Origin of the sequence: Sinorhizobium prairiense, assembly GCF_029201645.2 — a bacterium.
GTDB classification, from domain to species: Bacteria; Pseudomonadota; Alphaproteobacteria; order Rhizobiales; family Rhizobiaceae; genus Sinorhizobium; species Sinorhizobium meliloti_A.
The window spans coordinates 326,134-340,383 of sequence record NZ_CP104133.1 but is presented as its reverse complement, the minus strand read 5'-3'; the positions used below and the strand labels follow the sequence as shown (position 1 = coordinate 340,383).

At 62.8% G+C, this 14,250-nt stretch carries 12 protein-coding genes; 6 read left to right on the top strand and 6 right to left on the bottom strand.

Translation table 11 applies throughout. The annotated features are described in order from the left end of the window. Nucleotides 1-21 precede the first annotated feature (21 nt). The gene (locus tag N0Q91_RS24960) at nucleotides 22-918 is read right to left on the bottom strand and encodes a DMT family transporter (protein ID WP_100671306.1); all 897 of its coding nucleotides are present in this window, start codon (nucleotides 916-918) and stop codon (nucleotides 22-24) included. 168 nt (nucleotides 919-1,086) lie between these two features. Between N0Q91_RS24960 and N0Q91_RS24955 the strand changes: the two genes are divergently transcribed. Next, a complete protein-coding gene (locus N0Q91_RS24955) occupies nucleotides 1,087-1,977 on the top strand; it encodes a LysR family transcriptional regulator (protein WP_275599425.1) in 891 nt (296 codons plus the stop codon). A 102-nt stretch (nucleotides 1,978-2,079) separates the two neighbouring features. Then, complete coding sequence (locus N0Q91_RS24950) at nucleotides 2,080-2,568, top strand: GNAT family N-acetyltransferase (protein WP_275599424.1); 489 nt, start codon at nucleotides 2,080-2,082, stop codon at nucleotides 2,566-2,568. A gap of 383 nt (nucleotides 2,569-2,951) precedes the next feature. On the opposite strand, the gene N0Q91_RS24945 is transcribed toward N0Q91_RS24950, so the two are convergent. From N0Q91_RS24945 to N0Q91_RS24925, 5 genes are all read right to left on the bottom strand, one after another. Further along, on the bottom strand, nucleotides 2,952-3,977 hold the full coding sequence (locus N0Q91_RS24945; protein WP_018096205.1) for an ABC transporter permease: 1,026 nt from the start codon (nucleotides 3,975-3,977) through the stop codon (nucleotides 2,952-2,954). A gap of 92 nt (nucleotides 3,978-4,069) precedes the next feature. After that, a complete protein-coding gene (locus N0Q91_RS24940) occupies nucleotides 4,070-5,611 on the bottom strand; it encodes a sugar ABC transporter ATP-binding protein (RefSeq protein WP_275599423.1) in 1,542 nt (513 codons plus the stop codon). A 130-nt stretch (nucleotides 5,612-5,741) separates the two neighbouring features. Continuing rightward, entirely contained in the window at nucleotides 5,742-6,671 is a 930-nt protein-coding gene (locus N0Q91_RS24935; protein ID WP_100671316.1) for a sugar ABC transporter substrate-binding protein, read from the bottom strand. A gap of 239 nt (nucleotides 6,672-6,910) precedes the next feature. Then, the gene (locus N0Q91_RS24930) at nucleotides 6,911-7,723 is read right to left on the bottom strand and encodes a TIM barrel protein (protein ID WP_275599422.1); all 813 of its coding nucleotides are present in this window, start codon (nucleotides 7,721-7,723) and stop codon (nucleotides 6,911-6,913) included. 196 nt (nucleotides 7,724-7,919) lie between these two features. Further along, the gene (locus tag N0Q91_RS24925; RefSeq protein WP_275599421.1) at nucleotides 7,920-8,807 is read right to left on the bottom strand and encodes an NAD(P)-dependent oxidoreductase; all 888 of its coding nucleotides are present in this window, start codon (nucleotides 8,805-8,807) and stop codon (nucleotides 7,920-7,922) included. Between the two features lie 279 nt (nucleotides 8,808-9,086). On the opposite strand from N0Q91_RS24925, the gene N0Q91_RS24920 reads away from it, so the two are divergent. The 4 genes from N0Q91_RS24920 to N0Q91_RS24905 all read left to right on the top strand — a co-directional run bounded on the left by N0Q91_RS24920 (nucleotide 9,087) and on the right by N0Q91_RS24905 (nucleotide 14,223). After that, nucleotides 9,087-10,103: a LacI family DNA-binding transcriptional regulator gene (locus N0Q91_RS24920; protein ID WP_275599420.1), complete on the top strand. Its 1,017-nt coding sequence runs from the start codon at nucleotides 9,087-9,089 to the stop codon at nucleotides 10,101-10,103. A 112-nt stretch (nucleotides 10,104-10,215) separates the two neighbouring features. Next, nucleotides 10,216-11,676 carry an FAD-binding oxidoreductase gene (locus N0Q91_RS24915; protein ID WP_275599419.1) on the top strand — a complete coding sequence of 487 codons (1,461 nt, stop codon included), beginning with the start codon at nucleotides 10,216-10,218 and terminating at the stop codon, nucleotides 11,674-11,676. Beyond that, nucleotides 11,669-13,165: a xylulokinase gene (locus tag N0Q91_RS24910; RefSeq protein WP_275599418.1), complete on the top strand. Its 1,497-nt coding sequence runs from the start codon at nucleotides 11,669-11,671 to the stop codon at nucleotides 13,163-13,165. The genes N0Q91_RS24915 and N0Q91_RS24910 overlap by 8 nt, the downstream gene beginning before the upstream one ends. Beyond that, nucleotides 13,165-14,223 carry an ABC transporter ATP-binding protein gene (locus N0Q91_RS24905; protein WP_275599417.1) on the top strand — a complete coding sequence of 353 codons (1,059 nt, stop codon included), beginning with the start codon at nucleotides 13,165-13,167 and terminating at the stop codon, nucleotides 14,221-14,223. The genes N0Q91_RS24910 and N0Q91_RS24905 overlap by 1 nt, the downstream gene beginning before the upstream one ends. The last annotated feature ends 27 nt before the right edge of the window (nucleotides 14,224-14,250 follow it).

Sequence of the window (14,250 nt, the reverse complement as noted above, 5' to 3'; positions counted from 1 at the left end):
TTCTCGAGGGCTCAGCCACGCTCAGCCGCGCGAGGTCATCCAAACGCCGACCAGCGTCACCGTCAGCCCCACCAAGACAGCTGGGGTCAGCGGCTCGGAAAACAGCGCCCAGGCCCACAGCATGGTGACAGGCGGACTGAGATAGATCGCAGCGCTGACCTGGGCCACCGGGAAGAGACGCAAGCTCGTGTAGTAGACCGAATAGGCGGCAAAGGTTGCGAACAGAACCAACCAGACCATCCCCACGCCGAAAGCGGGCGTCAACGGCGGGGCGAGGTTCCCTTGCATCATAGCGCACAGCCCGAACAGCACCGAACCGGTCAGGGTATGGATGCAAAGGCTTTGGTGCACGGGCATGTGCCGGGTGCGCCGTCGCTTGTGCAGAACCGAGGCGAGCGCAAAAACAAGCATGGAGCCCACCGTCAATCCATAAGCCCACAACGGGGCCGTGCCGAAGCTGAGGCTGTCGAACGAGACGATCAGCACGCCGAGAACGGCGATTGCCGTTCCGAACCATTGCCGCGCGCTCAGGCGCTCGCCCAAAACCGGTTGCGACAGGGCGGCAATCGCCAACGGCAAGAGGTCCGAGATGAGTGCGACCAGTCCCGTCGGAACCCGCTGTTCGATGGCCAGTGCGAAGCCACCGAGATAAAGGAAGACCGACATGACGCCGAACAGCATCTGTTCCACGACGCCGCGCATCCGCAGCCGCGGACCGATGATCAGCGCGAAGGGCAGCAGGATCACCCCCGACAAAAGCGTGCGCCAGAACAGAACCAGCATTACGCTCGCCTCTTCGCTTGCATAGCGAATGCCGACGAAGCCGGAACTCCAGCCGACGACCAGTAGCGTCGCCATGAGGGGCCAGAGGAGACGATGCTGTTTCGCTGCGGGCAGCGAGATGGGCTGGTGGGTCATGGCGCTCTCGGGCGTGTCGTTCGTTTCCCAGCCTTAGGTGGCGGTGATCCCTTTTGCACATGACAAATTTCGATAGCAACATGACATCGCAGCCGGATCGGCAATGTGAAATTGCCAAATTGGCACTTGGTCCGCATAATTCACGCAATATTCATGACGGGGATCGCGATGAAAGAGCTCAACGGCCGACGTTTGGAAATCGATGCGCTGCGCGCCTTGTGGGCGATCCGCCATCACGGGGGGATCACGCGCGCGGCCGAGGCCCTGGGTTTGTCGCAGTCAGCCGTTAGCCACAAGGTCAAACGGCTCGAGACGAGCCTCGATTGCGACCTGCTCGGCCGCAAGCCGGGGGGAGCGATGTTCACCGCGGCCGGGGAGGATTTGCTGGACTATGCCGGGCGAATCCTCGGGCTGCATGACGAGGCGCTTCTGAGTTTGTCGAAAACGTCGCTCAAGGGGCGCATCGCTCTCGGCCTGACCGAAGACACCGCCTGCAGCGATCTTGCGCGCATATTAGCGAGATTTCGCCGCCTGCATCCTCACGTCGCCGTCCGCACCAAGGTCCGCATGAGTCTGGTCCTGCGGGCAATGCTGGATCGGGGCGAATTGGAGGCTGCGATCCTGCAGATCTTCGCTCATGAGGTCCGACCGACCGACGTCGTCCTGTTCCGCGAGGAGCTCCACTGGGTCAAGCATCCGGAATTATCGCTGCCGCAGCAAGGCCCGATACCCTTCCTGTCCTTCGATGACGAATGCTTCTACCGAAGATGGGCGCTCGATATCGGACAGGATGGAGGGGTGGTTCTTGAAACCGTGTTCGAATGTGCAAGCGCGGCCGGCATCGTGGCCGCGGTAAATTCGGCCATGGGCGTAGCGCTTCTGAGCGGCCGCCACCTGCGCCCCGAGATGCAGATCGTCTCCGAGCACCTGCCGGCGCCGCCTGCCTTGGCCTATGTCGTGCGCCGCGCCAGGAAGGCGAGAAATTCCGCGCTCGAAACGCTCGTCGCCGAAATCGAGAAGGAAATCAGTCGTTACGGAGGGCTCGTCCTGGCGAGCTAGGTGGTGGCTCATAAGCGCTCAGCCAGAGTCGGATGGCTGCGAGCCTGACGGAAGCGAGGTAGGGCCTGTTTCTACCGGCCAGCGACGTGCTAAGTTCGTTGAATGACGGCGGCCGACCGATACAGTTTTCGCAAAGCGACGGTGAATGATCTCCCTTTGCTCGCCGCATGGCGATCGAACCCGCATGTCCGCGCATGGTGGGGCTCGGACGGGTCGCACGATGCAGCAGACCTGGCTGATCCTCGCGTGGCGCGTTGGATTGTTTCAACCGCCGAACGCCCCTTTGCGTTCATGCAGGACTATACCGTCCACGGCTGGGAAAATCACCATTTCGCCAAGCTTCCCAAGGGATCGCGGGGGATCGATCAATACATAGGAGACCCCGAAATGATCGGGGTCGGGCACGGGACAGCATTTATCGGGGCGAGAATGAGGGCTCTCTTCGATGCGGGGGTACCGGTTATCGGCACCGATCCGCACCCGGCCAATGAACGGGCGATTGCCGTCTACAGGAAACTGGGTTTCGAGCCGTTCGGACCACCTCAAGAGACGCAGTGGGGCTTGATTTTGCCAATGACTGCGAGGCAGTGAGCGGCACACCATCAATCGCCCTCGACCGCTGAGACATGGCCGGCAGCGCAGTACCTGTCCTAACGTTGGCGGGAGCTGAAGAGGGCCGCCGTTTCGCGGGTCTGGACCCGCATCATCGCGCTCCAGAGCTGGAGGAGGAAGCTGGTCCGGGCGTGTTTCGCAAGCTGGCGCTGCGAGGACATGGTAATTCTCCGATAGTTTTTCATTTCGGCGATATAGTCTATCGGCGCAGCGGAAGCCATAGGGCAGCCAAAGGGGCTGCCTTGCAAGACGAGCATATGTCATTCGCGACAATATAGCGGCCCAGTACCATGACGAGAAAAGAAAAGGGCCGGGATGAATGACTTCGTCCCGGCCAGTTCTTTCGAGGAGGAGCAGTATTTTTATGCTTTTTTGCGGCCTTTCTGGCGATAAACGTCGACGACAACCGCGGCGACGATGATGATGCCCTTGACGATCTCCTGGTAGTAGGCGTCGACCCGGAGGAAGGTGAAGCCGGACGTCATCACGCCGAGGATCACCGTGCCGATCACCGTGCCGGTGATGCGGCCGACGCCGCCGGTGAGCGACGTGCCGCCGATGACGGTCGCGGCGATCGCGTCGAGTTCGTACATGACGCCCATGCCGGCCTGTGCCGTCTGGGCGCGGGCGGCGGTGACCACGCCTGCGAGGCCCGCAAGCATGCCGGCGATCGCATAGACCTTCACCAGGTGCGCTTCGACATTGATGCCGGAGACGCGCGCGGCCTGGACATTGGCGCCGATCGCGTAAGTGAACTTGCCGTAGCGGGTGTAGCGCAGCGCGATGTGGAATATCAGCGCCACGACGAGGAACACGATCACCGGCCAGATGCCCGTGCCGATGAAGTTGAACTGCTCGGTGAGGCCCGAGACCGGCTGGCCCTTCGTGTACCACTTGGAGACGCCGCGGGCCGAAACCATCATGCCGAGCGTGGCGATGAAGGGCGGGATCTTGGTCCTGGCGATGAGCTGGCCGTTGATGAAGCCGGCGAGAAGACCGATCCCGACGCCAAGGCAGATCGGCACGATGGCCGGCAGGTCGGTCAGGGACGGATAAAGCGCCCGCGGCCAGGTGGAGGCCTGCGCAACGCTCGCCGAGATCATCGCGGTCATGCCGACGACCGAACCTGACGAGAGGTCGATGCCGCCCGTGATGATAACCTGCGTGACGCCGACGGCGATGATGCCGATCACCGATACCTGCAGGATCATGATCGTCAGGCGTTGCGAATTCATCAGGAAGCTCTGGCCGACGAAGAGCCAGCCGAGAACCTCGTAGACGAGCGCGATACCGATCAGCACCAGGAAGATGTTGAGCTCGGGCGGCACGCGCCGTCTCGAGCGGGCGAGGGATGAGCTCGTGCCCTGTGCTGCGACATTGGTATTCATCTTCTTTCCTCCCTGCGGTCGGCAGTTCGCCTTGATCGGTTCCAAAGGTCGGAGCGGAATGCGTGCGGAAGGCCGCACGCACTCATCCCGCTCTATCGCGCCGCAAGCTCCATGACCTTGATTTGGGTGGCTTCCGCCCTGTCGAGAAATCCGGTGACCCGGCCCTCGTGCATCACCATGATCCGGTCGCTCATGCCGAGCACTTCCGGCATTTCCGACGAGATCATGATGACCGCGACGCCGTTGCGGGCGAGCTCGGTCACCAGCCGGTGGATCTCCGCCTTGGCGCCGACATCGATGCCGCGCGTCGGCTCGTCGAGGATCAGGATGCGCGGATTGGTGAGCAGCCAGCGGCCGATCAGCACTTTCTGCTGGTTGCCGCCCGAGAGATTCTCGACGCGCTCCTGCAGGTTCGGCGTCTTGACCCGAAGCTTGCGGCTCATCTCCTCGCAGGCGGCGGTGACCTCCCTCTCGCTGACGAAGCCGCGCTTGACGAATTTGTCCTGCAGCACGGCGATCTGCATGTTTTCGAGAATGTCGAGGATGAGCAGACAGCCGGTGTCCTTGCGATCCTCGGTCAGAAACGCCATCCGGTGGCGGATCGCCTTGTTGGCGCTGTCGATCACGACCTCTTTCCCGTCGATCGCGATCGTGCCCGAGCTGGCCGGCGTGACCCCGAAGAGCGTCTCGGCGACGTTGGAGCGACCGGATCCGACGAGGCCTGCGACGCCGAGGATCTCGCCGGCGCGCACATCGAAGGAGACGTCGCGGAAGACGCCGTCGAGGGTCAGGTTCTTCACCGACAGCACCACGTCGCCGATCGGCACCTCCTCCTTCGGGAACATCTGGGTGATTTCACGTCCAACCATCATGCGGATGATGTCGTCGCGGGTGACCTCGTTCGAGAGGTGGGTGCCGATATATTTGCCGTCGCGGAAAACCGAGAACTCGTCGGCGATCTCGAACAGCTCGTTCATCTTGTGGGTGATGTAGACGATGCCGATACCCTGCGAGCGCAGGTCACGGATGATCTCGAACAGATGCGCCACCTCGCGTTCGGTGAGCGCCGAGGTGGGCTCGTCCATGATCAGCACGTCGGACTCGTAGGAGACCGCCTTGGCGATCTCGACCATCTGGCGGTTGGCGACCGATAGGTGACGGACCTCGATCTCCGGATCAAGATCGATCTTGAGCCGCTCGAAAAGCTTTGCCGTCATGCGGCGCATCTCGCCATGGTCGACGAAGCCGAAGCGGTTCTTGGGTTCCCGGCGGATCCAGATATTCTCGGCGACGGTCATGAAAGGCATCAGGTTCAGTTCCTGATGGATCATGGCGATGCCGTTCTCGAGCGCGTCGAGCGGCGACTTCAGCCGGATGCCTGCGCCCCTGAGTTTCACCTCGCCCTGATCGGGATGATAGATCCCGGCGAGGATCTTCATCAAGGTCGACTTGCCGGCTCCGTTCTCGCCCATGAGCGCATGCACGGTGCCGCGCTTCAGCTTGAACTCCACGTCGTCGAGTGCGACGACACCCGGAAACTCCTTGCGAACGCCTTCTGCAGTCAGAAGGTATTCGGATTTCGGAACGGCGCCGCTGGCGCGCACGGCTGCCATTGTCGTGGGACTGAGTGTCATTCTCGTTGCCTCCCATGTTCCGGTTCAACCGGAATGTCCACGCGGTGGCGGAGCATGCCTTCCTCGGTGCGAACCCGAAGCAGGCGTGGCGTTCGGGAGCGCGGCATTGCCGCGCCCCCGGCAGCGCCGGTCAGTTCTTCGCCTGATATTGCTCCAGGTTCTCCTTCGTGACGAGTTCGAAGGGAATATAGACCTTTTTCTCCACCGGCTCGCCCTTGGCGAGCTTCAGCGCGGCGTCTACCGAGCCCTTGCCCTGGCCGGCTGCATTCTGGAAAACGGTAACGTCGAGGTCGCCGGCCGCCATGGCCGCGAGCGCGTCCTGGGTTGCGTCGATGCCGCCGATGACGACGGAATCCATCGAGCGGCCGGCCGCCTTCAGCGCCTGGATCGCGCCGATCGCCATTTCGTCGTTGTTGGAGATGACGGCGTCGAATTCGAGGCCGGCGGAGAGCCAGTTCGTCATGAGGTCCGAGCCCTGGGTGCGCGACCAGTTCGCGGTCTGCTCCTCGACGATCTCGATGCCCTTGCATTCGTCGGTCGCGATCACGTCGTGGATGTCCTTGGTGCGCATGCGGGCAGCCTGGTTGGAGAGTTCGCCCATCATGACCACGGCCTTGCCCTTGCCGCCCAGCATCTTGCAGATTTCCTTTGTCTGCAGCGTGCCGGATTCCTGTTCGTTAGACGCGACGAAGGCCTGCTTGTCCGGAAGCGTATCGACGTTCACCGGCTCGCGGTTGACATAGACCAGCGGAATGCCGGCATCCGCGGCGATCTTCGACATTGCGGCGGTCGCATCGGTGTCGACCGGGTTGACGATGATGGCATCGACCCCGGCGGCGATGAAATTCTGGATCTGGCTCTGCTGTTTGGCGACGTCGTTCTGCGCGTCTTCGACCTGCAGCTCGACGCCGTCGAGCGTCTTGGCGTAATCCTGCATGCCGGTGCGCAGCACCGTCAGGAAGTTGTCGTCGAAGAGTGCCATCGACACGCCGATGGTCTCCGCATGCGCGGCCGTCGACATCACGACGGCCATCGCAGTGCCTATGAAAAATTTCTTCATTGTTCTTCTCCTCCACTTGGTGCCGGCCACACCTTCTTCGGCCGGGAACGCGACCTTCTTCCCGAGATCGCGTTCAGACTTCGACCGGAAGCGGCACTCCCGCTACGCTTCCGATCAAAACGGAATAAAAAAACCAGTGTTTTGGCATTACGGAATATGTATTCCATTTTATCGGGATGCCGTCAAGAGCGCCTGGGCGCGCCGGTTTGGAATCCAGCTCTTTCCACTGCCGGTGGCGATCAGCTCCGCGACCGGAGGTAGTCCATGCTCTCTCGCAGGGCGTCCGCCGGGTCCGCAAGTCCGTGCACCGAAGGGGCAAAGGGCTCGAAGGAAAAGGGGCCAGCATAGCCCTCGTCCCGCAGCCGGCGAATCTGGCCTTGATTGTCCAGCCTGTCGGCGGCGTCGACGAGAACGCGATGCGGATCGCGCATATCCGAGACGGCCAGGTTTTCGTCGATGACGCCGGAGATGTGTACGAGGCCGGTGAGATCCGCAAAAAACTGGTCTTCGCCAGCAAGGTGATGGTGGAACGTGTCGTGCACCAGGCGGAAGCTCGATTGACCGGAGACTGCCCGGATCGCTTCGGCGGCCTCCGCCTTGGAGCGCAGCGAACAGACCTCGAAGCCGAGCGGCTCCACGAGACCGGTGACGCCGGCCGCGTCGAGCATCGGCTTCAGCGCCGCAAGCGCCTGCCGAAGGTTGGTTTGCCGCAGGCCGTCCTCCTTGCCGCTGCCGTCATTGACGGGCACCAGCACCAGAGCCTTCGCACCGCAGTCGCGTGCATAGGAGATGAGTTCGCGCGCTTCCGCTGCCCGTTCCTCGCTCCATTCGTTGAAGCGCTGCAAGGCGTTGATCGAGACGATCGTCAGGCCGTGCTTCTCCGCAAGGGCTTTCACCTCCTCCGGAGGCGTCCCGTCGGCAATTGCGTTGGCGGTCAGGTCGTTGCGGATTTCGACCAGGGAAATGCCGAGCGATCTCGCAAGCGAGAAGAACGCGTCGACCGGGAGGCCCGGAGCGGCCATATGGTTGAGGGCGAAGGGGAGGGCGGTCATGCCGGAAGTCTCCTGGGGGAATAGTGATGCGGTGATGCCGGAACGTTTGTTCCATTTGCCGGCGCAGCCACATTCACCATTCCGCGAGACTCAGTCAAAGGCGCAGAGCAGCGGCAATGTTGCATCCCTGCAAGATTGCATTTCACCGCTGATGGAATTCTGTCATGGCGCCCGGCGAGAGGCGCTCTCCCCGCTTTCACTCGAGACCGTTCGCCTCGGCGATGAAATCCGACAGCATCGGCACATAGTCCTCGCCGCGGCCCGCGCCGACCGCCTGTGCAAATGAGTTCCGGACGGCCGCCCCTACCGGATTGGCGGCGCCGGCGGCAATGGCGTAGCCGGCAAGATAGCTCATGTCCTTGAAGCCGTTGCGGATCGCGAATTTATGGGCGTTCGGGTCGCGTTCCAGGACCCAGCGGAAGAAGGTCTGATAGAAGGGGCAATCCATCCGGCCGCCGCGAATGACGCTGTCGAAGACCTCGGGCGTCAGCCCGGCCTTGCGTCCGAGCATCAGCGCTTCGGAATAGAGCGCCGCGTAGCCCATCGACAGGAAGTTGTTGAGCAGCTTCATCGTGTGACCGGAGCCGGTCGGTCCCGTGTGAATGATCCGACCGGCGAAACATTCGAGTACCGGCCACACGCGCTGCACGTCTGACTCCGCGCCGCCGACCATCACATCGAGCGTGCCCGCGGCGGCATCGGCCGGCGTACGGCTGAGCGGCGCATCGACAAGCGTAAGGCCGCTTGCCGCGAGATCGGCTGCAAGCTTCGTCGTGACGGAGGGATCGGATGTGGAACAATCGACGATGGTGACCGGCCTGCCCGCGCTCGCAATGCCCTCCGGGCCACCGATGACCGAAAGGACCTCAGGCGAGCCGGTAACGCAGAGGACGATGACGTCGCATTGCTCCGCCATCTCGCGCGGCGTCCTGGCTTCGCGTGCGCCCTCGGCAACGAGCGTCTCCACCGGCGCCCGATTGCGATGCGCCATCACCTGGAGCGGCCAACCCTTTTTCAGAATATTTGCCGCCATCCCTTGGCCCATCAATCCGAGCCCGATGAAGCCTATGTTCGATTTCGTCATCTAATCGCCTCCTCTGATGCATGCTATGATCGGTGAACGGGTCAAGGCCGAAGGGAAGGTCAGAGCTGGATACTCAAGAGATCGCGTACGCTTTTCCCTCGCTAACCTTCTGAAACGATCATTTCCGGACGGGAACCGTTACGCACTCTTCCTGTAAATGCTATAGATCACGAGCCTTTTCTTCCACATCATCCATTTCTCAGGTCACTCACCGGGGCCGTAGCTTTCCGCAATTCCATTCTGCCCTTGTTGAAGGGTAGAATGAATGCAGGAGGTCACATGAATAACAAGAATCCTGCCGTCACTCTGCGTGACGTCGCTGCCGCGACGGGAGTGGACGTCTCGACCATCTCGCGTGTACTGCAGAACAAAGGGCGCGTTTCGGATGAGACGCGGTCGCGCATCCTCGATACGGCCGAGCGCCTCGGCTATCACGGCAACCCGGTCGCGCGCGCCCTGAAGACCGCAAAGTCCTCGACCATCCTCATGGTTGTGCCGCAGATCGAAAACCCGATCTTCGCCTCTGCCATCATCGGGGCGGAGATCGAGGCGCGCAGCAGGGGTTTTGCCCTGCTCGTTTCCTATGACAAAGGCGATGGGCGCGAAATCATTTCCGATATTTCCCGCTCCAGCATCATTGAAGGCGTCATTATTGCCAGTTTCGACGACGACAACCGGCTGCGCCAGGTGCTGAACAGCACTGATCTGCCGCATGTCGTTCTGAACCGACACCTGGCCGGAGATGAGAACTGTGTCGCCATCGATACGCAGCATGCCGCGCGGATCGGGGTAGAGCACCTCATCGCGATGGGACATCGCCGCATCGGGCATCTTGCGGGGCGGCTCGGTCGCTTCAACGGTGATATGCGCCGGCGAGGGTGGGAGGAGGCCATGATCGCTGCGGGGCTCGATCATGGCGAGCATCTCGTCGTGCAGGCGGGCTACAGTCCGGACGAGGTGCCGGCGGCCGTAGACAAGCTGCTTGCCGTAGGCGTGACGGCCATCCACGCGGCGACGCTGCTGACTGCTGCGGCAGCGATCGCACGGTTGCACGAACGGGACATCCGCGTGCCGGAGGAGGTGTCCGTCGTCACGATGCACGACGACCTGCTCGCCCGTGTCGTCTACCCGCAGGTAACGACCGTCGCACTTCCATCACAGGAGATGGGACGTGCGGCCGCGCGCAGGCTGATTGATCTCATCCAGGATGTTGCGCCTGACGGGGCGCAACCCGCCGGCAATCTCCTCCTTCCCCCAGACGAGTTGATTGTTCGGGCCTCAGTGGCAGAGCTCTGAAAAATCGGGAAGTCGGGCTTGACATCCGGGCGAAAGCGTATGTCTATGGGTTGAGCAAACGTTTGTCCAAGAGGGATCTAAGATTTCGCAGGACGTGGAGGAGGAAAAGCCGTTGAAAGAACGTGATCTCGTCTCCGAGCTTTCGGAGCTGATCGGCGCGGAAAACGTCCTGATGGACGAGGCCGTGCGTGCCGCTTACGCACATGACCGTCTGCCCTATGCGAACTTCCGTGCCCGCGAAGGCGCGCTGGTCGGAACGCTGCCAGGTCTGATATTGCGCCCGGCCAGTACCGAGGAGGTTTCGGCCGTCGTCCGCAAGGCTGCCGATGCCGACAAGCCGCTCATTCCCTACGGCAGCGGTTCCGGTGTCCTTGGCGGGATCATTCCGCTTGGTGAAGAGCTGATGCTCGATATGCAGCGCATGAACAGAATCCTCAGCATTGACCGTGACAATAATCTCGTGACGGTCGAGGCCGGCATGAACGGTGAGGTCTTCGAGGACACGCTGAATGCCGAGGGCTACACCTCGGGTCACCTGCCGCAGTCCCTCACTATCTCGACAGTCGGCGGCTGGGCAGCCTGCCGCGGCGGTGGCCAGGAATCGAGCCGCTTCGGCAAGATCGAGAATATCGTCGTCGGCCTGAAGGCAGTCATGCCCGACGGCCGTGTGCTGGAAGTCCGGCCGCTGCCCAAGCGCGCCTCCGGTCCTTCCGTGCTCGATGTCATCGTGGGCAGCGAGGGCACGCTCGCCGTCATCACGGAACTGACCATGCGCATCTGGACGCTGCCGGCCGCCGAAGAGGCGATAGTGCTGGCTCTGCCCCATCGCGCTGCGGCGCTCGGCCTTGCCAAGCGCATCATGCAGGCCGGTCTTCACCCGCGGATCGTTCGTCTCTACGACGAAAACGAAACTGCGACACGCACCGAAGGCATCGATGCTTACCGGACCCGTCCGGTCATGGCCAACATCGTCGTCTGCGGCGAGCCAGCCATCGTGGCGGCGGAAGCGGCGCTTGTGCGCGGCTTTGCACGGGAGGCGGATGCCGTCGAGACCGAGACGCGCCCCTTCGACGATTGGCGCGCGAAGCGGTACATCTCGATCACCAAACAGTGGCTCGACCGGGGCTACTACAACGATACGATCGAGGTCACGGTGAACTGGAGCAATGCAGCCGCGCTCTACGACACGATTGCCGCGCGCATCGCGGCGGAAGTGTTGCCGGAAGCGCATTTCAGCGCCCACTGGTCGCATGTCTACCCCGAAGGCGTCTGCCAGTACATGACCCTGCGCCTGCCGCCGATGGATCAGATATCCGCCCTGCCGCTTCATCAAAAGATGTGGGAGATCGCGACAGGCGAAACGCTCGCCCATGGCGGTTCCATAGCGCACCATCATGGGAGCGGCCTTTTCCGGGGGCCGTGGATGGACGGCGAGCATGGCGTTGGGATGGATCTCCTGCGCAGTATCAAAGCATCCGTCGATCCGCAGAATCTGTTCAACCCCGGCAAGCTCGGCTTCCCGCCTCGGGCTGGCGCCATCGATCCCTACCGTGACAGGGGTACCAATGTCTGACGTCCTCTTGCTCGGGGTCGACCTCGGCGCAGGATCGCTCAAGTCGACGGTTATTGCCGGTGACGGAAAAGTCACCGCAACGGCCTCCGTTCCGGTGGAAACGCTAACGCCGAAACCCGGCTTTAGCGAGCAGGATCCGGAAGGCTGGTGGTTAGCTCTCGTGGAATCGCTCCGAAAGATCCGGCAGGCCGGCATCGACCTGCGCAGCATCGTCGCCGTCTCCGTGACCGCGGGGGCCCATACCCACGTGCTGGAGGACGAAAAGGGCAGGCTTCTGCGTCCGGCGATCATGTGGAACGACCAGCGTTCCGGCCCGCAAGTCGGGCGGGAACGGGCCGCCCGCGGTGCTCGCGTCCTCGAACTCTCCGGCAACCGGATCAGCCCGACCTGGACCCTGCCGCAACTCGTCTGGCTGCGCGAGGAGGAGCCGGAAATCCATGCGCGCATTCGTCACCTGCGGCCTGCCAAGGACTGGCTGCGCCGCCGCCTCGACGGCAGCGATGCCACGGACCTGACGGACGCCTGGGGCTTGATGCTGGCGGACGCCCAGAGCGACGATTGGTCGGCCGAGCTGTGTGCGATTGCCGGGCTTGATACCCGTGTGCTGCCGGAGATCGTGGGGTCGACCGCGACGACCGGAACGGTGACGGCGGCGTCCGCCGCCGAGACGGGTTTGCGGGAAGGCACGCCCATCGTCTGCGGCACTTCCGACACGAATGCGGAAACCTATGCCGCCGGCATGACGCGGCCGGGCATCGGCGCGCTGAAGCTGGCGACGGCAGGAACGGTCTCGACACTGACCGCCGCGCCGGTTTTCTCCGATGATGTCATTCATTATCCCCACTTGGTTCCGGGCCACCACTACGCAATTCTCGGCACCAATTCCTGTGCCTCTGCCCATCGCTGGCTGCGCGATTCTCTCTTCGCCACTATCGGCTTCGACGGCATGGACGAGAAGGCTCGGGAAGCGCCGGCGGGATCGGCCGGGCTGCTCTTCCATCCCTATCTCAATGGCGAGCGAAGCCCGTACTGGGATCCGGACCTCAGGGCCTCTTTCGTGGGGCTCGGCTTCCAGCACGGCGCGCCGCACATCTGCCGCGCGCTCTACGAAGGCATCGCCTATACCTTGCGGGATTGTTTGTCGGTCCTGCGCGCCCGCGGCATGGGTTTCGATACCGCGCGCCTGGTCGGTGGCGGCACGCGCAGCGCCCTTTGGCGCCAGATCATCGCAGACGTGACGGGCCTCACGATCGAGGTACCCGCGCAAGGTGACGCTTCCTATGGTGCAGCCCTGATCGCCGGCATTGGCGTCGGTGTCTTCGCAGATACGACCGATGCGGCGCGCGTCATCCGGGTGGCCGAGACCCTGACGCCGACTGCAAGCGTTGCCCGGATTTATGATGCGGGCTTTGCACGCTTCCGCGCGGCGAAGGAGGCGCTGACCCCGGTCAATCATGAGACGGTCCGGGCAATCAGGGAGGCGATATGATGGCGGAAGTCAGTCTGCGCAAGCTGCGCAAGACCTATGGCGCGATCGTTGCAGTGGAAGGGGTTGATCTGGAAATCGCCAAGGGCGAACTGATCGTGCTGCTCGGCCCTTCGGGCTGCGGCAAGTCGACGACGCTACGGATGGTTGCAGGCCTCGAGACGATCAGCGACGGCAAACTGTACATTGGCGGGCGCGACGTTACGGCTCTGGAACCGAAGGATCGTGACATCGCGATGGTGTTCCAGAACTATGCGCTCTACCCGCACAAGACGATCAGAGGGAACATGTCCTTCGGCTTGAAGATGCGGGGAATCGAGGCGGCGGAGGTTGCGCGGCGCGTCGACGCGGCAGCCGAGATGCTGGACATCATCCATCTGCTCGATCGCAAGCCGGGTCAGCTTTCGGGCGGGCAGATGCAGCGCGTGGCGCTCGGCCGTGCGCTGGTGCGCGATCCGGCCGTCTTCCTGCTCGACGAGCCGTTGTCCAATCTCGACGCCAAGCTACGCTCGCGCATGCGGGAGGAGATCGCGCTGCTGCAAAGGCGCATAGGCAAGGCGATGATCTACGTTACGCACGATCAGACCGAGGCTATGACGCTCGCCGACCGTATCGTCATCATGCGGGACGGGCGGGTGCAGCAGATAGGCTCGCCGCTGGAGGTCTATGATCGCCCGGCCAACGCCTTTGTTGCCGGCTTTATCGGCTCGCCCGAGATGAACCTCGTCGAAGCGGAACTGTCTGACGGGCGGCTGGTGCTCGGCGAGGGCGTTTCACTTCCTGCTCCGTCGGGTCTGGTGCACGGGAGGCGTGTGACGGTCGGCATGCGGCCGGAAGCAATCGCGCCGGCCGAGGAGGGGCTGCCGTTTACTATCCGAGGCATCGAGCAGCTCGGTTCGCAGACCCTGTTCATCGGCGAACTGGCAGAACGCCGCGTTCGTGTGATGACCGGACGTCGCGACGGCATGGACCTCGGCAGCAGCATGCGAATCACGGTGCCGGAGGCGGCGCTCCATCTTTTCGACAGTGAGAGCGGCGAAAGGCTTTCCAACGGCCGCTAGCGGCCAACGCATAGGGAACGTCCGCAC